The organism is Streptomyces sp. NPDC020192 (assembly GCF_044388685.1).
GTDB lineage: Bacteria > Actinomycetota > Actinomycetes > Streptomycetales > Streptomycetaceae > Streptomyces.
In genome coordinates, this window is the sequence record NZ_JBIRXG010000006.1 from 35,384 (window position 1) to 55,989 (window position 20,606).

The 20,606-nt window shown below is 73.5% G+C and carries 16 protein-coding genes; 8 read left to right on the plus strand and 8 right to left on the minus strand.

The window, feature by feature from the left end; all coding sequences use genetic code 11:
* Positions 1 to 70 precede the first annotated feature (70 nt).
* Genes ACH47Z_RS13835 through ACH47Z_RS13845 form a run of 3 tightly spaced genes read right to left on the minus strand, consistent with a single transcriptional unit; the run spans position 71 to position 2,375 of the window.
* Entirely contained in the window at positions 71 to 925 is an 855-nt protein-coding gene (locus ACH47Z_RS13835; protein WP_399073450.1) for a phosphatase PAP2 family protein, read from the minus strand.
* Positions 922 to 1,728 carry a polyphosphate polymerase domain-containing protein gene (locus ACH47Z_RS13840; protein WP_399073451.1) on the minus strand — a complete coding sequence of 269 codons (807 nt, stop codon included), beginning with the start codon at positions 1,726 to 1,728 and terminating at the stop codon, positions 922 to 924. Before ACH47Z_RS13840 ends, ACH47Z_RS13835 begins: the two co-directional genes overlap by 4 nt.
* Positions 1,725 to 2,375, minus strand: coding sequence for a DUF4956 domain-containing protein (locus ACH47Z_RS13845; RefSeq protein WP_399073452.1), 651 nt, complete (start codon positions 2,373 to 2,375; stop codon positions 1,725 to 1,727). The genes ACH47Z_RS13840 and ACH47Z_RS13845 overlap by 4 nt, the downstream gene beginning before the upstream one ends.
* 100 nt (positions 2,376 to 2,475) lie before the next feature.
* Here ACH47Z_RS13845 and ACH47Z_RS13850 point away from each other — a divergent pair, with 100 nt between their 5' ends.
* Together ACH47Z_RS13850 and ACH47Z_RS13855 are read left to right on the plus strand one after the other, a co-directional pair.
* The gene (locus tag ACH47Z_RS13850) at positions 2,476 to 3,201 is read left to right on the plus strand and encodes a response regulator transcription factor (protein WP_399073453.1); all 726 of its coding nucleotides are present in this window, start codon (positions 2,476 to 2,478) and stop codon (positions 3,199 to 3,201) included.
* Positions 3,198 to 4,592 carry an ATP-binding protein gene (locus ACH47Z_RS13855; protein ID WP_399073454.1) on the plus strand — a complete coding sequence of 465 codons (1,395 nt, stop codon included), beginning with the start codon at positions 3,198 to 3,200 and terminating at the stop codon, positions 4,590 to 4,592. The genes ACH47Z_RS13850 and ACH47Z_RS13855 overlap by 4 nt, the downstream gene beginning before the upstream one ends.
* 8 nt (positions 4,593 to 4,600) lie before the next feature.
* Here the strand turns inward: ACH47Z_RS13855 and ACH47Z_RS13860 are convergent, their stop codons facing one another.
* Together ACH47Z_RS13860 and ACH47Z_RS13865 are read right to left on the minus strand one after the other, a co-directional pair.
* On the minus strand, positions 4,601 to 6,214 hold the full coding sequence (locus ACH47Z_RS13860; protein ID WP_399073455.1) for an amino acid ABC transporter substrate-binding protein: 1,614 nt from the start codon (positions 6,212 to 6,214) through the stop codon (positions 4,601 to 4,603).
* 5 nt (positions 6,215 to 6,219) lie between these two features.
* Positions 6,220 to 8,352, minus strand: coding sequence for a hypothetical protein (locus ACH47Z_RS13865; protein ID WP_399073456.1), 2,133 nt, complete (start codon positions 8,350 to 8,352; stop codon positions 6,220 to 6,222).
* 156 nt (positions 8,353 to 8,508) lie between these two features.
* Between ACH47Z_RS13865 and ACH47Z_RS13870 the strand changes: the two genes are divergently transcribed.
* Positions 8,509 to 9,234: a hypothetical protein gene (locus ACH47Z_RS13870; protein WP_399073457.1), complete on the plus strand. Its 726-nt coding sequence runs from the start codon at positions 8,509 to 8,511 to the stop codon at positions 9,232 to 9,234.
* A gap of 42 nt (positions 9,235 to 9,276) precedes the next feature.
* On the opposite strand, the gene ACH47Z_RS13875 is transcribed toward ACH47Z_RS13870, so the two are convergent.
* Positions 9,277 to 10,053 (minus strand): VOC family protein, encoded by a 777-nt coding sequence (locus ACH47Z_RS13875; RefSeq protein ID WP_399073458.1) that lies wholly within the window; start codon positions 10,051 to 10,053, stop codon positions 9,277 to 9,279.
* 263 nt (positions 10,054 to 10,316) lie between these two features.
* Here ACH47Z_RS13875 and ACH47Z_RS13880 point away from each other — a divergent pair, with 263 nt between their 5' ends.
* Entirely contained in the window at positions 10,317 to 11,174 is an 858-nt protein-coding gene (locus ACH47Z_RS13880; RefSeq protein WP_399073459.1) for a hypothetical protein, read from the plus strand.
* Between the two features lie 6 nt (positions 11,175 to 11,180).
* On the opposite strand, the gene ACH47Z_RS13885 is transcribed toward ACH47Z_RS13880, so the two are convergent.
* A complete protein-coding gene (locus ACH47Z_RS13885) occupies positions 11,181 to 12,077 on the minus strand; it encodes a LysR family transcriptional regulator (protein WP_399073460.1) in 897 nt (298 codons plus the stop codon).
* A 122-nt stretch (positions 12,078 to 12,199) separates the two neighbouring features.
* On the opposite strand from ACH47Z_RS13885, the gene ACH47Z_RS13890 reads away from it, so the two are divergent.
* The 4 genes from ACH47Z_RS13890 to ACH47Z_RS13905 are packed head-to-tail and all read left to right on the plus strand — an operon-like array spanning position 12,200 to position 15,612.
* A complete protein-coding gene (locus ACH47Z_RS13890; RefSeq protein WP_399073461.1) occupies positions 12,200 to 13,072 on the plus strand; it encodes an SDR family oxidoreductase in 873 nt (290 codons plus the stop codon).
* A gap of 29 nt (positions 13,073 to 13,101) precedes the next feature.
* Positions 13,102 to 13,704 (plus strand): UbiX family flavin prenyltransferase, encoded by a 603-nt coding sequence (locus ACH47Z_RS13895; protein ID WP_399073463.1) that lies wholly within the window; start codon positions 13,102 to 13,104, stop codon positions 13,702 to 13,704.
* Complete coding sequence (locus tag ACH47Z_RS13900) at positions 13,679 to 15,184, plus strand: UbiD family decarboxylase (protein ID WP_399073464.1); 1,506 nt, start codon at positions 13,679 to 13,681, stop codon at positions 15,182 to 15,184. The genes ACH47Z_RS13895 and ACH47Z_RS13900 overlap by 26 nt, the downstream gene beginning before the upstream one ends.
* Positions 15,185 to 15,243: 59 nt before the next feature.
* Positions 15,244 to 15,612, plus strand: a complete 369-nt coding sequence (locus tag ACH47Z_RS13905) for a hypothetical protein (protein ID WP_399073465.1) — start codon at positions 15,244 to 15,246, stop codon at positions 15,610 to 15,612.
* 10 nt (positions 15,613 to 15,622) lie between these two features.
* On the opposite strand, the gene ACH47Z_RS13910 is transcribed toward ACH47Z_RS13905, so the two are convergent.
* A complete protein-coding gene (locus tag ACH47Z_RS13910; RefSeq protein WP_399073467.1) occupies positions 15,623 to 20,467 on the minus strand; it encodes a DNA repair ATPase in 4,845 nt (1,614 codons plus the stop codon).
* Between the last annotated feature and the right edge of the window lie 139 nt (positions 20,468 to 20,606).

Sequence of the window (20,606 nt, forward strand, 5' to 3'; positions counted from 1 at the left end):
CTCACGTTCCCGGTGCGGGTCCGCCCCATACGGTGAGCGCGTCACCCGAGCGCACGCACAGACGGGAGCCTCAGTGTCCGCCGACGGCGAGTTCGTAGTCGCCGATCAGGTCGCCGAGGAGGGTGCCGGCGGTGAGGTCGCTGGTGACGTGGCCGGCCATGTAGAGGCGGGAGTAGAGGACCTCGGCCTGCATCCACCGGTAGTCCTCGGCGCGGTGCGGGGCGAGGGCGCTGAGGAGGGTGACGGCGGCGGCCGAACGGGTCGCGTGGCGCGAGGGGTAGGAGTACGGGCCCTTGGCGCCGGGCTTGATGTGCTTGTCCGGGCGCAGACTCGGGTCCAGGACGAACGGGGCCGGCTGCCTGTCCTTGGCGGCGACCTGGTCGCTGATCGTCTTGGCCAGCGTCAGGGCCGACTTGAGCTCGGCCTTCTCCGCCGTGCCCCGCGCGGCGGGGACCAGTTCGCACTGGTCGTGGAGGTAGAGCTGCCAGATGTCCTTCTTGCCGTGCAGCTCCAGCCAGGTCGCGGCCTTCTTCCCCGCCGCCGTGCGGGTCCTGGCGAGCATCTGGTCCTGACGGAGTTCGGCGGTGCGCTGCGCGGCCGACGGCGGTGCCGGGACCTGCGCGGCCGCCCAGGCGGCGAACGCCTTGTCGTCGCGGGTGGTGCCGTGCGCCTTCCTCCACTGCGCGAAGAGGGCGTCCGCCTCCGCGCGCTGGGCCGCCGCCTGCTTGCCGATCGTGGCGGTCTCGGCGTCGGTGAAGAGCGTGGGCGGCGGGTTCTGCTTGATCTTCTGCGTCGCGCCGGGCTTCTTCACGAGGCCGACGGCGGCCGAGACCAGCTGCGGTCGCAGCGCGCCGATGCCGACGGCCGCGACGGCGAGCAGCGCGATGACGGCGTACGGCCATTTGATGCCGCGCAGGACGTTCATGCGGCGGAGGTCCTTTCGTAGAGCGGAGCCGGGTGCGCCTCTGTGCTGAAGTGGGTGCGGGCGAGGCGGCGTATGTCGTTGTCGGGCAGGCCCGGGGTGAGCAGGGAGCGGCCGACGACGTACTTGCTGAGGGAGACGGGCCTGCCGCCCAGGGTCAGCAGGAGCCGGTCGGCGGGGGCCGGCCGGACCCCGCCCTTGGTCTCGACGAGCACGTGGCCGGAGTCGAGCGCGGCGGTGCGGTCGTCGTGGTGGCAGGTGAGGAGGCCGTCGAGGGTGACGCGGGTGCCGTGGTCCAGGTCGGCGAGGGCGGCGCGGACGTAGCGGACCTCGGCAGCGGGGGCCAGCTCGTGCACCGTGACGGGGATGCCGGACGCGCGCAGCACCTGGTCCACGAACTCGGCTGCCCGCGGGCCGAGTTCGCCGTACGCCGTGGCCGGGACCGTGAGGGCGTGCTTGACCGTGGCGCCGCGGCCGTCCTTGGTCTTCACCTCGACCCGGCACAGCCCGTCCTCCGCGTACAGCCGGGTACGGACCTTCCAACGCCGGCGCCGCCCCTGGACGTGGGCCCGCCAGGCGCCGAGCTGCTCGGTGTCGAAATAGGTGCTGAGGTAGCTCGTCGTACGGCGGCCCGCCAGGTCGAGGACGCGGTGGCTGTCGGCGAGCCGGGCGACGAGGTCGCAGGCGCGGTCGAGGGGGACGAGGTACTTGCGGTCGGTGCGGTGCTGGAGGGCCGCGGCCGCGTCCACCTCGGCCAGCGTCGCGCCGCGCAGGGCGGGCAGGCCGAGGGCGGCGGCGAGGCTCATGCGGCGGTCACCTGCTCGCGCGGGTCCGCGTCCGGGGCAGGCGTCGACTCGCTCGGCTCGGCGGGGTAGCGGGCCGAGACCCGGGTGGTCTCGCGGACGTAGTCGACCTCGTCCACGACCACGGACAGGGGCGCCTGGCCGAAGCGGAGTGCCACGTCGTGGGCGATGAGCGCGGGCTCCGGGTAGATCCGGTCGAGGGTGAGCCGGACCGTGCGGGTCGGGGGGTCGTACGACCTCGGGTCGTCCACCAGCAGCACCGTCAGCAGCACCACGGCGTCCACGGCGAGCAGCCAGGTCGGCCGGTGCGGCAGTCCCGTGCACAGGGCGATGACGAGGGCCGCGAAGGTGTAGGCGACGTCGCGCAGGGTGAAGGCGGCGCTGCGCAGCCGGACCAGGGAGAGGATGCCGAACAGGCCGAAGCCGACGCCCGTCGGGAACTTGCCCGCGCTGATCGTGGTCATCGCCGCGAACAGGCCGATGTTCAGGGTGGCCAGGACCAGCGGCATCGCCGGTACGCTCGGGCGGCGGCGGTAGAGCCAGCCGACCAGGATCAGCAGCGCGAGGACGTCGATGCCGCCGCGCGTCAGCAGGGCGGCGGGCGCGATCTGGTCGGTGATGCTCTTGGCGGCGAGCGCCAACATGTGCATGTCTGTCCCTTCCGTCCCGGCGCACGTCGGACGGCGGACCGGTCGCGGCCCGCGGGGCGCCGCGACGTGAACGACGGTAGGGATGTCACATGAACAGACCATGAAGCCTCACCTGGCGGCCTGCCGTGGCCCCCTCGCGGCTAGCCTGACCGGCATGCACTGCCTGGTCGTCGACGACGAGACACGCCTCACGGACCTGGTCGTCCGCTACCTGACCGAGTCCGGGCACACCGCCGAGGGCCACTACGACGGCCCCTCCGGGCTCGCCGCCGCCCGCGACCCGCGCGTGGACGCCGTGGTCCTCGACGTCATGCTGCCGGGCATGGGCGGGATCGAGGTCGCCCGGACGCTGCGCGGCGAGGGCATCGACGTCCCGGTGATCCTGCTCACCGCGCGCGGAGCGATCAGCGAGCGGGTGGCCGGGCTGGACGCCGGCGCCGACGACTACGTGGTCAAGCCGTTCGCCATGGAGGAGCTGCTGGCGCGGCTGCGCGCGATATCCCGGCGCCGCCCCGAACACTCCGGACGCCTGAAGGTCGGCGACCTCGTCCTCGACGCCGAACAGCAGCGGGCATGGCGCGCGGACACCGAACTCGACCTGTCCCGCCGGGAGTTCGACGTCCTGCGGGTGCTGATGATGAACGCCGGGTGCGTGGTGACCCGCCTCAACCTGCTGGAGGAGGTCTGGGACGGCGAGACCGACCTGCGCAGCAACGCCATCGACGTACACGTCTCCAAGGTGCGCGCCAAGGTCGACCGTGCCTTCGGCCGTACGACGATCACGACCCTGCGCGGCCGCGGCTACCGGCTGGAGACCGCCCCGTGACCACCCCGGCCGGCCGGCTGACTCCGCGAGGTGGGCCACGGGTGTGGTTCCGGCGGTTGCCCGTGGTCGCACGGCTCGTACTGGCCGTCGCCCTCACCATGTCGCTGGTCCTGACCGGCGCGGCGGGGCTGGTGTACTGGCGGGTCCAGACCGCCCTCGACCAGCAGCTGAACGACGACCTGACCACCTACCGGCACAGTCTCGACCAGGCCGTGCGCGCCGGGACCCGGCTGCCTCCCGGCCCCAGCGGCAGCCTCCGGCAGGTCCTGGACGGGCACGGCCGCGTCCTGCGCTCCAGCGGCGCCCTGCCCCGCCGGCCGCTGCTCACCCCCGCCGAACTCCGCGCCGTCACACGGGGGGCCACCGTCCGGCGGGACGTGGGCTCCCTGCTCCCGATCACCCCGGGCACCCTGCGCCTGCAGGCCACGCGCGTCGCGGCGGGCGGACGGAGCAGGATCGTGATCGCCGCCGTACGGCGCGGCCACCGGGACGAGGCGCTGCGCGAACTCCTCGCCCAGCTGGCGATCGCCTCCGGACTGACCCTGATCGCCGCCTCGTACGTCGGCTACCGCACCGCCCGCGCCGCCCTGCGCCCCGTCGAGCGCTACCGCGTCGGTGCCGCCACCCTCGCCGACGGCACCCAGAACCTGCGTCTCGACGTGCCGGCCGACCGGGACGACGAGATCACCCGCCTCGGCCACACCCTCAACCACATGCTCGAACGTCTCGAGGCTGCGGCGGAACGCGAGCGCCGGTTCGTCGCGGACGCCAGCCACGAGCTTCGCACCCCGCTGTCACTGCTGCGGGCCGAGGTCGACGTCGCCCTGCACCGCCCCCGCTCCGCCGAGGAACTCACCGAGACCCTGCGCTCCGTGGACGCCGAGGTGCAACGCCTGATCGACCTCTCCAACGCGCTGCTCGACCTGGAGGAACTCGGCAGCACCGGCCACATCACCCGGGCGCCCGTACGGCTCACGGACCTGGTCACCACCGCCGTGTCCCCGCACCGGCGCACCGCCGAACGGACCGGACGCGCCCTGCGCACCGACGCGGACGGGGCGACCGCCGACGTCGACGCCCGCTGGCTGGTACCCGCGCTCGGCAACCTCGTCGACAACGCCCTGCGCCACGGACACGGGACCGTCCGCCTCACGGCCGCGGTCCACGAGGGCAGGCTGCGGGTACGCGTCACGGACGACGGCCCCGGATTCCCGCCCGACTTCCTGCCCCGCGCCTTCGACCGCTTCGCCCGCGCCGAAGCGAGCCGCACCGGCAAGGGCTCCGGCCTCGGCCTCGCCTTCGTCCACGCCGTTGCCACCGCCCACGACGGCACCGCCCACGCCGAGAACACCGAGCAGGGGACCACGGTCACCCTCGACCTCCCCTGCTGAGCGGCCTCTCACTGGGTACGACTCGGGATCACGCAGTTCTTCGGTTGTTCGTGGCCCGTGGGCCAGCCGAGGCCTATGAACTTCAGGGTGCCGCGGCCCTGGCGGCCCGGGTCCAGATCGACCACGGGGACCGGTTTGTCGTAGGGGTTTCCGCCGCTGGTGAGGCAGATCAGGCCGCTGGTGCCCGGCACACGGTGGCGGGACTGGAGTTGGGACCACTCCCTGCCGACATCCTCCAGGCCGGGCACCGTCCGGGCGTCTCCGCTCTGCACCTGGTGCAGAGCGGTGCCGATGGTGACGAGGCCGTCGTAGACGAGCATCGTCCGGGAGTCCTCCAGGTCCGGGGTGGAGCCGAGGTCCGTGCCCTTCGTGGTCCGGATCAGTTGGTTCAGGTTGTCCAGGGCCGCCTTGGGCTCGGCGAGATACTGGGGGAGTTCGTCCTTGGCGGGCTCGCGGTGGTGGGCCGCCTTGAACTGCTTGCTCCAGGCGGCCAGTTCGGTGCTCCAGGCGTCCGGGTGCGCGGGTGCGGCGTACTGCACCGTCACCTTCGCCCGGCCGTCGTCGCCGCGCAGGTTCTGCCAGTCCTTCTCCGACATGCTCTGCCGCAGCGAGGCGGCGTCGGCACCGGTGATGATGGTGTAGTGCCGGTTCACGCAGCCCACCTCGGCGAGCTTGAGCGCGAAGAGGCGCAAGTGCAGTGAGCGCCCCGCGAAGTAGACGGTGTCGGCCGTACTGTCGCAGATGTTGTTGGCTATCTGGGTGAACTGGTTGCCGGTCGACCCCGCCTCGTCGATCGCCGGGGAGGTGAAGGACATCGCGGCGGGACCGGGCGGACCCGTCTCCTCGATCCCGCTGAACGCCTTCGCCAGCGTCTGGACGTAGCCGTCCGGACGCGTGTCGTAGACCAGCACCGTCCTGCGGTCCTCCCGGCCCTGCGCACCGTTGAAGCTGGCCAGCGCCTGGGCCGCGTCGTGGTTGGTGGGGATGATCCGGGCCAGGCCGGGGAACTGCGGGTTCGCCATCCCGTCCGCCCCGTCCGCGTTCGCTATCCGGTCTCCGGTGATCCGGGAGGCGAGCACCGGGATCCGGTGTGCCGTCAGCCGTTTGACGGCCTCCTCCGTGGCGTCGAGGCTGAGGTTGAAACCGGTGACGGCGCGCAGCCGGTCCTCGTTCGAGCCGGCCATGCGCAGCAGGGTGTCCACGACCGTCGACTGGTGCCGGTAGTCCTGCCCGGGGTTGGCCAGCACGAGCCGGATCTTCGGCGGTTGCCCCTCGCCCTCGTTGGCCTGGAGCTGCCCCAGATACGCGCCCTGGAGGTCGCTCCGTATCTGCCGCCGCAGTGCCGCTATGTCCGACCGCAGCGGCAGCACCATCGCCACCGTCACATGGGGCTGGCCCTGGATCTTCTTGTTCTCCTGGGCGATGGCGCGGGCCACGGCGCTGATCTCCGGGGTGCCGAAGTCGTAGCCCGAGCCGTTCACGCCTACGCACTCGCCGTCGATCCGCTCGACCCCGTCGGCGCAGGTGTCCGGCCGCTGCAGGTACGACCAGCCGAACCAGCCCCCGGCCACGACCACGGCCGTGACGAGCAGCGCGTAGAGCATCTTCTGCCACCTGGGCATCCCCGCTACCTCCTTCGCCCGAGCTGATCGGTGCAGGCGCAGCGCAGCAACGGCAGCTCGTGCTCCGCCCGGCCGCGCCAGTCGGTGGCCGTGCTGCCGAGCTGCCCGGCGCCCTCGAACTCCATGATCGAGAGCAGCTTCAGCAGCGTGGCCAGCGTGTCGGCGGTCTCCCGTCCGGTCGGCCGGGTCCGCTCCTCGCACAGCCACACCGCGTGCAGCAGTTGGTCGACCGTGCGGCGCAGCGCCGGTCCGTCCACCTCCACCCGGCCCCGGGAGCGCTCCCGGCGCGTGTCCGCACCACCCGGATACGGCGCCTGGGCGATCTCCAGCAGCTCCGCGCACCACTCCCGCGGCCGGCCGGGCAGCGTGGCGGCGAGATGGCGGACCACGTCGTCCACCCCGCCGGACACCAGGTGATGGTTCATCCGGTGGGCCATGACCGAACCGAACGCCCCGCCGCCCGGCGCCGCCTCGTCCGCCACGCGCTCTGTGTAGTGGTCCCGCAGCAGATGATGGTCGGCGTACCAGGCGGCGCCGCCGGGCCGCAGCCCGTACAGCCGGTGCACCAGCATCTGGCGCAGCCCGAAGTCCCCGATGAAGTGCCGCTCGCAGTGGGGCCACCCGGTGTCGGTGAGCAGCTGCGTGACTTCATGCGCCGTCAGGCGGTGCACGCCCAGCTGATGATGGCGGAGCAGGACGTCCGCGCACTCCGCGTCATGCGCCACGGAGAGATGGGTGAGCAGATCGAGCCACTGGTCGTGGTGCTCGTCCGGCAGCCGCACCGGCAGCTGCTCCAGGATCAGCTCCCGCAGCAGTACGTCGGCCACGGGCCGCTCGTCGCTGTCGGCTGCGCGCAGCGGGGCGTCCAGGATGTCCCGGTCATTGGCGTCCGCCGGCATCCGGAAGGCGGCTGCGGCCGCGGCCAGCCGGATCACGGTGTGCGGCCGTCCGCCGCTCAGCCGGGCCACGGCGGCGTCGACACGGCGGCGGTTGGTGCCGCCCTCCGGCTCCGCGGCCGGCTGTCTGCGCTCGATCTCCTGGCGGAGCTGCTTGCTGGTGAGCAGGGGCATGCGCAGCAGGAGCACCCCGTCGGCCAGCGGTGCCAGGTCCGGCCCCGGGTCCGGAGGTCGGGACCATGCGGGCAGCACGCCGACGGCGGGCCGGAACTCCGCCGGAGGCGACACCTCCTCCGGCGGCAGGCCTCCGTACAGGAAGGCGCCGCCGTCCGCCCGGCGGGCGGTGCCCACGATCACCACCCGGTCGCGCTGCCCGCCCCGGCGGTCGGTGAGTACGGCGCGCAACAGCTGCTCCCCGAGCGGTGTTTCGGCGCGGTCCAGCAGGACAGCCGGGCGGCCGACCCGCGTCAGCCACCCCTTCGTCCCTGTGTACTCCGCCTCCAGGTCCTCGCGCAGCGCCCGGAAGAGGAAGCTTTCCGCCACCTCCCGGTCCTCGCCGCCGATCCGGAAGCCGGCGGCGAGGTTGCGCAGCCCGTGCTCAGGCTGACCGGCCGCGCCCGGATACGCGCCGTAAATCCGCGCCAGTTCCGTCCTGCCCTTGGGGGTGAGGCACGCGAAGAGGTCGTCCAGGAGCGCGTTCGGGTCGAGGGCCTGCCCGGCCAGGTTCGCCAGCAGGTTCCGGATGACCCCGCGCAGCGCGCCCCGCCAGAAGTCTCCGGTGCCGAGGCCCCACAGGCCCTGCTTCTGGGGCAGCTTCTCGTACCGTTCCACCTCCGCCGCGACCGTGTCGGGCGTGGCACCGGTCGCGATCATCACAAGGCCTGCGGAGAGCCGGGGGAAGGCGAACGAGCCGCCCGTCCCCCGCCAGGTCGCGAGCCGCCGGGCGGCCTCGACCAGGACCTCGCTCGCGGCCGACCGGGCGTACGGCTCCTGGTCCGCCCGGTCCGCGTACACCGGCGAGCCGCAGTCCAGGTAGACCACCGGCACCTTGGCGGCGAACCGGTCCCGTACCTTCCGCAGCAGCCGCCCCTTGCCCATACCCGGGCCGCCGGTGAGCAGCACGACGGGCAGATCGGCGTCGTACAGCACGTCACGGCCGCCGCCCGACGGTGACCGCCCGAGCAGCCGCGTGAAAAAATCCTCCTCACCGAGGAGTCCTTCGAACCCCAGGTCATCACACACGGATCCCCCATGGATGCTCTCCCGCCCAGGAGCAGGTGACCGTTGTGGCGAAAGGAGATTAGTGGAACATGGAGCCTTCTGTTCGGACAACGGTGCCCACACACACGGAAGTTGCCGATGAGGGGTAAAACACTCCTGACAGCAGGACCTCCCGACGTGATCGCCGCCATCGACGCCGTCAACTGGTCGGCCCTGCCCAACCCGACCTGGCACGACGGCGACGCCCCCGAGCGCGTCGCACACGCGCTCCGGCTGCTCGCCGTATCCACCACCGCCAACGAAACCGGCAACGCGGCATCCCTGCTCTCCGGGGCCGGCTTCGTCTGCGGGCACGCGGCGATGGTGTTCCCCGCCGCCCACGCCGCCACCCCGATCCTGCTGGACCTCGCCGAACACGGGCAACGGCCCCGCATCCGGGACGTGTCCGTGAGCCTTCTGTCCGATGCGCTGGCCTGCTTCCCGCCCGCCGGCCACCACCGCGTCCGCACGCCGTACGGCGATGACGTTCCGCTCTGCTGCGCCATCGCCCGGCACATCCGCGGCCGACGGAGCGCCCTGCTCGCCCACGGACGCCACGGCAAGCAACTCCTGGCCGAGGCAGGCCTGCACTGGCGGCTGACGATCGAGGAGACCGAGCGCCACCCCGACGGCTCCCTGACCGCCCTCGCCGTCCTGGAAGGCGCACCCTTCGGCACTCCGGTCGACGCCGAGGTACACACCTCGCCCCGCGCACAACCCGCTCCGACCGCACACACCCGCATCGACGACCTGACCACCGACGCGGCCGGAGCCGCCTACCTCCACCTCGGCAGACCTCCGGCGGAGCCCCTCCCCGCAGGCACCGTCCTCTACTCGGCCGAGTGCGGACTCCGCGCACACTGACGACCACCTCAGCGGCGCCCTGCGGCCCGGCGGCCGGGCCGGCTATGCCGCCTGTCGGGGGTTCGGCTTCAGGATCGCGAAGACCGCGCCGATCGGGTCGGCCAGCCAGGCGATGCGGCCGACGTCGGGGACGTCCGCGGCCGGCATCAGGACCGTGCCGCCGTTGTTCTCGGCCCTGGCGGCGGTCGCGTCCACGTCGGCCACGGCGAAGTACGGCACCCAGCGCGCCTGCTCCTGACCGCCCCGCAGCGGGGCCGCACCGCCGAAGGAGCCTTCCTGCTGGTCGCCGTCGGCGATGCTGAGGACGCGGTACGTCATGCCCGGCGCCTGCATCTGGGCCGAGCGCCAGCCGAACAGTCCGCGGTAGAAGGCGATGGCCGCCTCCGGGTCGCCGACGTGCAGCTCCACCCACACCAGCGCGTCGTTCTCCGACGTCCGCCCGAGGCCCTCGCCGGACTGGAGCACGGCGAACTGCGCGCCCTGCGGGTCGGTGAACTGGGCCATCCAGACCTCGCCCATGCTCATCGGCTCGGCGCGCACCGTGCCGCCCGCCGAGGTCACGGCGTCGGCGGTGGCGCGGGCGTCGGCGGTGTTGAAGTACGTCATCCACGCGGGCGTCGCGCCCTGTTCGGTCAGCGGGCCGACCGCGGCCACGGTCGCGCCGTCCTTCTGGAAGAAGCCGTAACCGCCCGCCTCGGGACCGGCGGACACGAATCGCCAGCCGAAGACCTCGCCGTAGAAGGCGGTGGTCGCGTCGATGTCGGGGCTGCCGAGGTCGAGCCAGACGGGTGAGCCGGTGCGGAAGTCCGTGCCGAGCATGCGTTTCCTCCTGCCGATTGCCGAGCCGCCGCCCGCCACTATGCCCACGATCCGGGCAGGCACGGGCGCACCGGGCGGGACGCCCCACCGGTTTCACCCGGGCGTCGGCGTCGAATCTGCGCAGGAGTGCCACACGGACTGCACACAGCCTTTCGAAAGGCTCGTTAGCGTGTCTGATCGCTCGATCTCCCGTACGGGCGTGACCAGGCCGAGGTCCCGGTGACCAACGGCGCAGTCGACTCAGGAAGACCGGAAGACCGCAGATGGACTACTGCTCCTCGTGCCGTCGGCACCTCAACGGCGCCCTGGTCTGCCCCGGGTGCGGCGCCTACGCCCCGGACATCGCCCCGCCCGGCACCGCCGGTACGGCCGCGTCGGTGCCCGCTGCACGGACGCCGGCCGCCGCCGAGCCGCCGTACACCTGGTACGACGACGAACCCGGCACCGATGCCGAGGCGGAGCCGGCGGCCGCCGACGTCACCGACGCCCCGCCCGCGCCGCAGGGACGGGCGGCCCGGCGGCGCCAGCTGGCCCGCTGGAAGAAGAGCCAGCGCCGGGCCGTGGTGGCGACCGCCGTCGCGCTCGTCGGCGGCGGGCTGACGCTCGCCTCGATGGACCGCGGCTCCGGCGACCGCGCCCAGGCGGCCTCCGCACCGGACCACCGCAGCATGGGCATCGGCGAGCAGCCGGCCTCGCCCAGCCTGCCGTCCGCCGGCACGCCCACACCGGCCGGCTCGCACCGGCAGGCGACCGGCACACCCCACACGTCGACGCCCCGGACGGCACCGGTCGGCTACGTCGACTCCGGCGCCACCGTCCCGCAGCAGCGGACCCAGTCCTCCGCGCCGCGCCATGCCGCTCCCGCGAGCAGGACGGACACCGCCCCCACGACGCCCCGTTCCACGGGAAGCACGGACCCGACGTCCACCCCCGTTCCGCAGAGCGGCGGCACCTCGTCGGCCTCCTCCGGCACGGGGACGACGGCCGCCCCGACGCCCGGCACCGGCAGCGGTTCCGGCACGAGCACCGGCACCAGCACCGGCGGCTCCTCCGATTCGGGCCAGGCGCCGACGTCGTCCTCGTCCGACAAGCTCTGCCTCGTCCTGGTCTGCCTCGGCTGAACCCCCTTAGTTCACAGAACCGTTGACGAGCCGCGCCCCCAGCCCGGTGAACGCGCGGATCTTCGCGGTCTCGGCGTCCGCGCGCCACACGAGGGCGCCGTTCGCCGGGGGCAGGCCGGTCAGGGGGCGGTGGACGACGCCGGGGTGGGCGTAGGTGTGGAAGAGGCCCTCGTGGGTCGTCCACACCATCTCGCCGGCGGCGACCCGGTGCAGCGCCTCCTGGTAGGTACGGCCGCCCTTCCCGCGGCGCAGCGGGCGGCCGAGCGGGGTGAACGGCGGGCAGAAGCCGTGCCGGAGGGCCTCCGGCAGTTCGGCGGGGCCGTCGAGCAGCACCAAGTCGGCGAGGTCCTCGATGTCGACCGCGTCCCGCCCGGCCAGCTCGTGCTCCCGGGCGACGGCCACCACCCGCCCGTGCGCGACCAGCACCGGGCCCACCCGCAGATCCGGTTCGTCCAGCGGCAGCAGGGTGAACAGGACGTCGATCTCGCCGGAGCGCAGCGGCCCGTAGGGGTCGGCCCAGGCCACCTCGGTCACCGTGATCTCGCAGGCCGGGTGCAGGCGGCCGAAGGCGAGGACCAGGTCGGTCAGCGGCGGCCCGTTGAGACAGCCGAGGAAGCCGGCGCACAGTGTGCCGACCATGCCCTGGGCGAGGGCGCACGTCTCCTCGTAACTCTTCCTCAGGCCCGCGTAGGCCGCGCCGACCGTGGCCCGGGTGTGTACCCCGAGCGGGGTCAGCGCGACCCGCCGGCTGGTCCGGGTGAACAGCGGTGCGCCCACCCGGCGTTCCAGCGAGCGGATCAGCTGGCTGACCCGGGACTGGGACAGCCGCAGCCGCTCGGCGGTACGGCCGAAGTGCAGCTCCTCCGCCAGCGTGAGAAACGCCTCGATCTCCGTCAGCTCCACTTCGGTCCCCCCGAGCCGTATCGATGAGCCTGGCTGAAGGATCGTGCATCACTTCCGCCTTGATCAAGCAACTCCCCGCTGCGATCGTCTCGTTGAAGCCTTACACGACATGGGGGAGACAGATGATCGTCGTCACCGGAGCGACCGGGACCGTCGGTTCCGACGTGGTCAGCGGCCTGCGGGCGCGGGGCGAGCGGGTGCGGGCGCTGGTGCGGGCCGGCTCGGCCGTACCCGCCCAGTGGGATGCCGAAGTGGAGGCGGTGGCCGCCGACTTCGCGGACCCGGCGTCGCTGGACCGGGCGCTGGCCGGAGCCGACGCCGTGTACGTGCTGGCGGCCGTGCACCCGGAGATGGACGCGCACGAGCGGAACGTGATCGACGCCGCCGTACGCACCGGCCGCCGCCCACACGTCGTGCTGCACGCCGCCGCCGGGGTCGGGGAACACGGCGAGGGCATCCGGTTCCTCGCCGCGCACACCGCCGGGTTCGGGTACCTGGGCGCGTCCGGGCTGCCCTGGACGGTGCTGGCGCCGAACGGCTTCTACCAGAACTTCCTCGGCATGGCGCCCGCCCTGCGCACCGGCCGGCTGGCGCTGCCGGGCGGCACGGGCGCGGTGTCGTACGTCGACACGCGTGACGTCGCCGAGGCCGCGGTAGCGGTGCTGACCGGCGACGGCCACGAGAACGCCGTCTACACGCTGACCGGTCCGGCCGCCCTGACGCACGCCGAGATCGCCGCGGTGCTCGGCGAGACGGTCGGGCACCCGGTGGCGTACGAGGCGCTGGAGCCCGAGGCCGCGCTCGCCGGGATGCTCGCCGCCGGCTGGGATCCCTGGCGGGCGGAGGGCATGGTCGAGCTGTACGGCCTCTACGCGGCCGGCGGTGCGTCGGCCGTCACGGACGACGTGGAGAAGCTGACCGGCCGGCCGGCCCGCCCGTTCGCCGCCTTCGCCGCCGAGCACGCGGCCGCCTTCCGCGCGGAGACGGACCGCTGAACAGCCAGGCAGGCCGGCCGCGTCGCCTGGTGGTCGGGATCAGCGGCGCGACCGGCATCGCCTACGGCGTCCGCGTCCTGGAACTGGCCCGCAAGGCCGGGGTCGAGACACACCTGGTCGTGACTCCCGCGGGCCAGCAGACCAGGGCCTACGAGACGGACCTGAGCGCGCGTGACCTGGCCGCCCTCGCGGACGTCAGCCATCGCCCCGCCGACATCGGGGCCGCGATCGCGTCGGGCTCGTTCCCGGCCGACGGGATGATCGTGGCGCCCTGCTCCGTGCACACCCTGTCCGCGATCGCGTACGCGGGCGGCGACAACCTGCTCACCCGCGCAGCGGACGTGCCCCTGAAGGAACGCCGGCGCCTGGTGTTGCTGGTCCGCGAGACACCGCTGACCCTGGCGCATCTGCGCGCGATGACGGCGGTGACCGAGGCGGGCGGGATCGTCATGCCCCCGGTGCCGGCCTTCTACCTGCGGCCCGGCACGGCCTGGGACATCGTCGACCACACCGCCGGCCGCGCCCTTGACCTGCTCGGCATCGAGATGCCCGAGCTCCCGCGCTGGGACGGCAGCGCCGCCCGGCGCCCGAATGACGAGGAAACCCGTGCAGCATCTGCGCAGTCTGCGTGAGTTCATCGCGGAACTGGCCGCGATCGGCGAGGTCAACGAGATCGACGCCGAGGTCGACTGGAACCTGGAGATCGGCGCGGTCGTCCGCCGCTCCTACGACCTGAAGGCGCCGGCCCCGCTGTTCAACACGATCACCGGCTACACCGGCACCGGCTTCCGGGTGCTCGGCGCGCCCGGCGGCCTGTCCGGTCCGGCGCACCGGCTGGCCCGGATCGCGCTCGCCCTGGGGCTGCCGGCCGAGTCGTCGGGACGGGAGATCATGGAGGCCGTGGTCGCCGCCCGCACCCGCCCCGGCATCCCGCCGGTCGAGGTGCCCGCGTCCGGGGCACCCTGCAAGCAGAACGTCCTCCTCGGCGACGACATCGACCTGTACGCCTTCCCGACCCCGCTGATCCACGGCAACGACGGCGGACGGTACATCCAGACGTACGGCATGAACATCGCCCGCACGCCCGACGGTTCCTGGACGAACTGGTCCGTCAACCGCATGATGATCGCCGGCAGGGACCGCCTGTCCTGCCTCATCCCCGGCCCCCAGCACCTCGGCATCATCCGCGCCCAGTGGGCGGCCCGCGGCGAACCGATGCCGATCGCGCTCGCCCTCGGGGTCGAGCCCGCCCTGCCGTACGCGGGCGCGATGCCACTGCCGGAAGGGGCGGACGAGAGCCACTTCGTCGGCGCCCTGTTCGGCGAGGGCATCGAGGTCGTCCCCGCCGAGACCGTGGACCTCTCCGTGCCGGCCAGCGCCGAGATCGTCATCGAGGGGCACATCGCCTTCGACGAGACGGCCGACGAGGGGCCGATGAACGAGTACCCCGGCTACAACAGCTTCGAGGCCTCGCCCAAGCCGGTCTTCCACGTCAGTGCGATCACCCACCGGGACGGGGCGATCCTGCCGGTCGTCGCGGCCGGCCCGCCGGTGGAGGAGGACCACACGGGCACCGGCACCATGCACGCCGCCGAGATCCTCTACCAGCTCCGCGCGGCCGGGCTGCCGGCGGCCTCGGCCTGGTTCTCCTACGAGTCCGCCCTGCACTGGCTGATCGTCTCGGTGAGCCGCGACTGGTACGAGACGCTCGGCGTCCACTCCACCGAACTCGCCCAGCGTGTCGGCGAGATCGTCTTCACCGGCAAGGCGGGCTTCGGCGTCCCCAAGGTGCTGCTGGTCGAGGACGACATCGACATCACCGACGTGAACGAGGTCGTCTGGGCCTTCGCCACCCGCACGCACCCCGAGCGCGGCGAGGTCCACTTCCCCGCCAAGCCCACCGCCGCGCTCTCCGTCTACCTCTCCGAGGAGGAACAGCACACCTACCGGGCAGGCAAGGTCGTGCACAACTGCCTCCTGGCCGACCGCTTCCCCAAGGAGCAGCGCCCGGTCAAGGGCAGCTTCACCAACGGCTGGCCCGCCGAGGTCCGCGACCGCGTCCTCGCCAACTGGTCCACGGCGTACGGCTATCCGGCCGGGCGCCCCCGGTAGGCCACAGGTGAGTACGAGAGCGGATGTCCCGGACGTCGGCGCCTCACCAGGATGGCGGCATGACCTCATCCTCCTCCGCCGCACCGGACCGTGGCCCGGTCGTCGCGCTGCTGGTGCCGACCGTGCTCCTGCTGCTGCCGCTGCTGTACGGCTGGTACCGCTTCAGCCATGACTCGCTCGCCTGTGTCAGCGAACCGGCCGGCTGCCGGGGGCAGCGCGACTCGGTGATGTCGTCGGTGCACTGGGGGCTGTCGCTCGTCGCCGGGCCGGTCTGCGGTGCCGTGCTCCTCGGCGTCACCGGCGCGCTGCTCCGGCGCCGGGCCGCGGTCTGGGCGGCGGCCGGTGCGCTCCTCGGCACGCTGGTGATGTGGGCCGTCGCGGTCTACGCCCTGGGCGAGGGTTTCCAGCACTCGAACATCGACTTCTGACCTCGGCGGGTCAGCGCTCCCCTCCCTGCGGGCGGACCCGGCTGATCGCCGACTCCACCGCCGCCACCCGGTCCGCCAGCAACCCCAGGGCGGCCACGGCACGCGTCACCGGATCGTCCTCGGGGCCGCCGAGCGTGCGGGCGCGGACGTGGGCGGTCTTCACCTCGGCCCAGCGGGCGGCCTGGCCGGGGTCGAGGGTGCCGCGCAGCTCGGCCAGTTTCAGCAGGTTGGCCTCGGCGCCGGTGGTGAGGGTCTGGGCCTCGGCGGTGTAGTGGTCGTGGACGACGGCCTCGCGTTCGGCGTCGTTCATGACCGGGCGCAGCCGCTGGGCGATCTTGTTCATATCGCGGTAGGAGCCCTGGAGCCGGAACGGGGGTTCCGTGCGGGCGGCCTCCGACTGGGCGGCGGAGGCGATGTAGGCCGCGTTCACGGTCAGGACCGTCTCGCGGACGGCGATGGCGTGGCGCAACACGGCCAGCACCCGCTCCAGTTCGGCGGTCGGCATCGGCTGGGTCAGGCGGTCGGCGCGCGCCGTGGGATCGGCGGCGGCCAGCCGGACCAGCAGGTCCAGGTCGGCGCGGTCGCGGGCGGCGAGCGGGGCGAGGACCGGGTTGGCGGTGAGGGCGTTCTCGACGAAGCTGAGCGCGAAGACGTCCTCCTTGCCGGTGAGGACGTCACCGAGATTCCACACGTCGGCCCGGTTGGCGAGCATGTCGGGGATGCGGAACCGCTCACCGGACTCGGTGTAGGGGTTGCCGGCCATGCACACCGCGAACCGCTTGCCGCGCAGGTCGTAGGTGCGCGGCCGGCCCTCCCACACGCCGTCCACCCGGCGGGTCGCGTCGCACAGCGGGATGAACTTCTGCAGCAGCTCGGGCGAGGTGTGCTGGATGTCGTCCAGGTACAGGAGCGTGTTGTTGCCGGCCGCCAGCGCGAAGTTGATCTTCTCGATCTCGTGCCGGGCGGTGACGTTCGGGGCGTCGGCCGGGTCCAGCGAGGTGACCGCGTGGCCGAGCGCCGGGCCGCTGACCTTGACCAGCATCAGGCCGAGCCGGTCGGCGACGTACTCCATCAGCGTCGTCTTGCCGTAGCCGGGCGGGGAGACCAGCAGGAGCAGCCCGCCGGTGTCGGTGCGCTTCGACGCGCCGGTGGTGCCGAGTTGGCGGGCCAGGCTGTCGCCGATCAGCGGGAGGTACACCTCGTCGACCAGCCGGTTGCGGACGAACGCCGACATCACCCGGGGACGGTGGTCGTCCAGGCGGAGCCGGTCGCGTTCGGCCGCCACCAGGGTCGTACGGCGGTGCTGGTAGGCGCGGAAGGCGGGGACCTCCTCGGCCGCGAAACGGGCGGTGCGGGACAGGAACTCGTCGATCTTCAGAGGCAGTTGTCCGCCCACGACCCTCGGGTGGGTGCCGAGCAGGCCCTCCGCCGTCGCGGTCAGCGGGGCGTCGCCGTCGTAACGGGGCAGGCCGGGGCACAGCTCGGCGGCGACCGCCTCCGCCAGCTCCCCCGGCCCCGCCTCGGTGCCGGTGGCGGCGGCGAACGCGCCGAGCCAGGCCGCCGCCACCTGCCGGCGCGCGCCGAGATCGGTCAGGTCCGCCACGTCGTCGGCGTACCTCCCGGCCGCGTGGCGGAACTTCTCCAGCAGGGTGCGGGCGGTGGCGCCGAGGACGAAGCCCTCGGGGCCGGTCGTCAGCTCCTCGAAGAGGTACGCGGCGGCCGGACCGCCCGCCTGGGACGGCTCCCAGGCCTCGATCGCACCGGCCAGCTCCCGCTCCAGCTCGCCGACGGCCGGTACGGCACCGAAGGCGTCCCGGGCGCGGGCCAGCGACACCGCCCGCCGGGTCCAGGCCGTACGGGCCTCCTCGGTGGTGCCGTGCGCCCAGTACAGCTGGGCGGCGGCGCGGGCGGCGGGCTCGTGGCGCAGGGTCCCGGCGCCCTCGTACAGCGGCAGCAGGGCGGTGAGCACGACGGTCGCGTCCTGGTCGTGGACGCCGCGCTCGTAGCCCTCGTCGTACGACTCCTGCGCCGCCCGGCGCACCAGGCCCGGCAGGTCGTCGGCGGCGGCGAGGGCGGCCGGCCCGTGCTCGGCGAGCAGGCGGGCGGCCAGGTACTCGGCGCGGTACACCCCGGGTGACTCGGACGGCAGGTGCCGCTCCCAGTAGGGGCGGTACGCGGCGAAGTCGGGGTCGGTGACCGGGGCGCGGTAGTCCGTGCCGGTCACCGCGAAGGCGAGGGCGTCGCCGTGCGGGACGAGGGTGAGGTCCAGCGGCTGGGTGTTGACGGCGAAGCGGTGGCCGCCGAGCAGCAGGGTGCGGCCGTCGTCGGCGTACAGATCGCTGCGGTCGCGCAGGGCGCGGGCCGCCTCCTGGCGGGCGGTCTTCAGCCGGCCGTCCAGCTCCTCGGCGCGCACGCTGTCGCCGAGGGCGCGCAGGTCGTCGGCGGTGCGGCGGACCTTGGAGACCAGCGGGTCGGAGGCGAAGTAGGTGGTGACCGCGTCCGTGTCGGCGAGGGTGGCCGCGCGGCGGGCGATCGTCTCCAGCATGCGTCCGGCCGAGACGGCGAGCTGCTCGGCGCGGCGGGCGCGGGCGTCGGCGAGGGACTGCTTGCGGGCGGCGAAGGCCTCGTAGATCTCGTTGCGGCGGTCGGCCAGCTCGGCGAGGAAGTCGTCGAACTCGGCGAACCGTCCGTCCAGGTCCTCCAACCGGCCGAGCACGGAGGTGAGTTGGTCGTCGCACTCCTCCGGCGTGCCGGAGGCGGCGAGCGCGGCGGTGACGGCCTGGGCGAGCAGGGCGGTCTCGGCGGCGAACTCGGCGCGGCCCTCACTGTCCTGGAGGCCCCGGCGGCGGGCGTCCAGGGTCGCGCGGGCCCGGTTGACGCCGCCGAGCACGTCGGCGATCCGCTCCAGCACGGCCGTACGGACGGTGGCGTCGGCGATGTCGAGACCGGTGACGACCTCGGTGACCGTGCGCAGCCCGTCGGCGAGATCGTCCAGCCGGGCGGCGACGGGCGCGGCACCGGCGACGGTCTCGATGCCCGCCGCGTCGGCCACGAGCCGTTCGACCTCCGCCCGCGGCCCGGTGAAGGCGTCCTCGCGGGCCAGGAACGCCACGGCCCGCCGCCCGAACGCGGCGAGGTCGCCCTCGGCGCCGTCGGCCAGCTCCTCGAGCCGGGCCGCATCGACGTACCGGAGCTCCCGCAGGGTGAGCAGGTGCCCGTGCGCATACCGGAGTTCGGTGAGCCCTCGCACCCAGGCGGCGGCCTCGCGGGGGGCCTCGCCGCGCAGCCGGCGCACGACGGCGGCGATCCGCTCGGCCGCCTCGTCCAGGGCGTCGGCGGCCTGCCGGGTCAGTTCCCGTACGGTCTCGAACTCGGCCAGCACCTGTTCGGCGGTGACCCGCAGTTCACCCAACGGGTCGGCCAGACCGCCGAGTTCGGGATCGGTGAGCCAGTGGTGGGTGTCGGCGGCGCGGACGCAGGCGGCGGCCAGCGCCCGGTACCCCTCGCTGCTCTCGATGCCGTCGGCGACGAGCCGGGCGACGGAGAGGCAGTCCGCGAGCCCGCGCACGAGATCGGCGTTGCCGACGCGGGCGAGCGGGCCGGTGCCGGTGCGCAGGGCGACCGCATGGGTGTCGGAGACGTACGGCGAGGTCCACCACTGGAGGGGATGGGTGTGCGCGGGCTCGTCGCCGCCGTCGCGCAGCACGGCGAGCCCGCCGTCCTCGAACAGCGCCCAGCCCCGGCACGGCAGCGGGGTCTCCACCTCCTTGCGCAGGGTGTTGTACGGCAGCAGCAGCGTGCGGCCCCCGGCGCGGGAGCGGAACGCGTACAGCACGTCCTCGCCGTTAGGCGCGCGTACCTCGCGCTCGAACTCCAGCCCGTCGATGTCGAGTTCGTACGTCTTGTGCCCGCCCCCGGCCAGGCAGTAGCCGCCGGGGAAGACGATGCCCTGCTCCTCGGGCAGCCGCCGACAGGCCTGCCCGATGCCGTCGAGCCGGACGACGGTACGGGTCAGCGTGTCGAAGACCAGGTGACGGTCGGCGTCCTCCTTGTACGGCCGGATCCGCAGCAGCACCAGCGGGCCGGCCTGCGCGTGCGCGACGGCCGCGTCGGCGAGGGCCTGGAGGGGCTCCTGCACGGGTTCGGTGTGCAGTTCCTCGCCGTCCGTGGTGCGTACCGTGAGGGAGCCGCCGACGGTGGTGACCCCGAGCCCGCCGGGTACGGCCACGTAGGGATCGCGGCCGAGGACGTGGTCCTCGCGGCTGGTCTCCGTCCAGGTGACGTCCTGGCCGGGCGGGAAGACGTCGTCGCGGTCGCCGCGCGCGTCCAGGAACGCCACGCGGCCGTCGTCGGCGAGGCTCCAGCGCAGCACGCGGACGTCGTCGGCCTTCTCGCCGGTACGGAACACCGCGAGCAGCCGTCCGTCGACCCGGCGCAGCCGCAGCAGCCGGGCCTGCCGGTAGTACCGGTGCAGCGCGGTGAACTCCCGGACGAACGCCGGGTCGTCGAGCAGTCCGGGTACGGCGGTCTCGGGCAGCGGCTCGCCGTCACGGTCGTAGAGGGTGAGAACGTCGGCCACGGCGACATCGGTACCGTCGGCGGTTGTGCCGGTCCCACCGAAGAGGAGGGTGTCGCCGACGGCCACGATGTCGCAGGGCACGCAGGGATGTCCGGTGCCGAGCCGGTCGGTGGCGGCCAGCTCGACCCGGGCCGAGCCGAACTCCTCGGCCCGCCGGACATTGAGCACCTCGGCTCTGCGGGCCAACTCGGCCGCGTGTCCGGCCAGCCGGTCACGCAGCACCTCGTAGGTACCGGCGTCGACACCGGTTGCCTGCGGCGCCTCAGCGGTGGCCATGGGGTGTGCTTCCCTTCCTGGGCTGTGCGGCTACGAGCTCGGGGCTGCGAGTCGTATGCCGAGTGCGGGTGAGTGGTGGGCTGGTCGCGCAGTTCCTCGCGCCCCTTCGGGGCACTCGTAGCTGCGCCCCAGCCCCGCC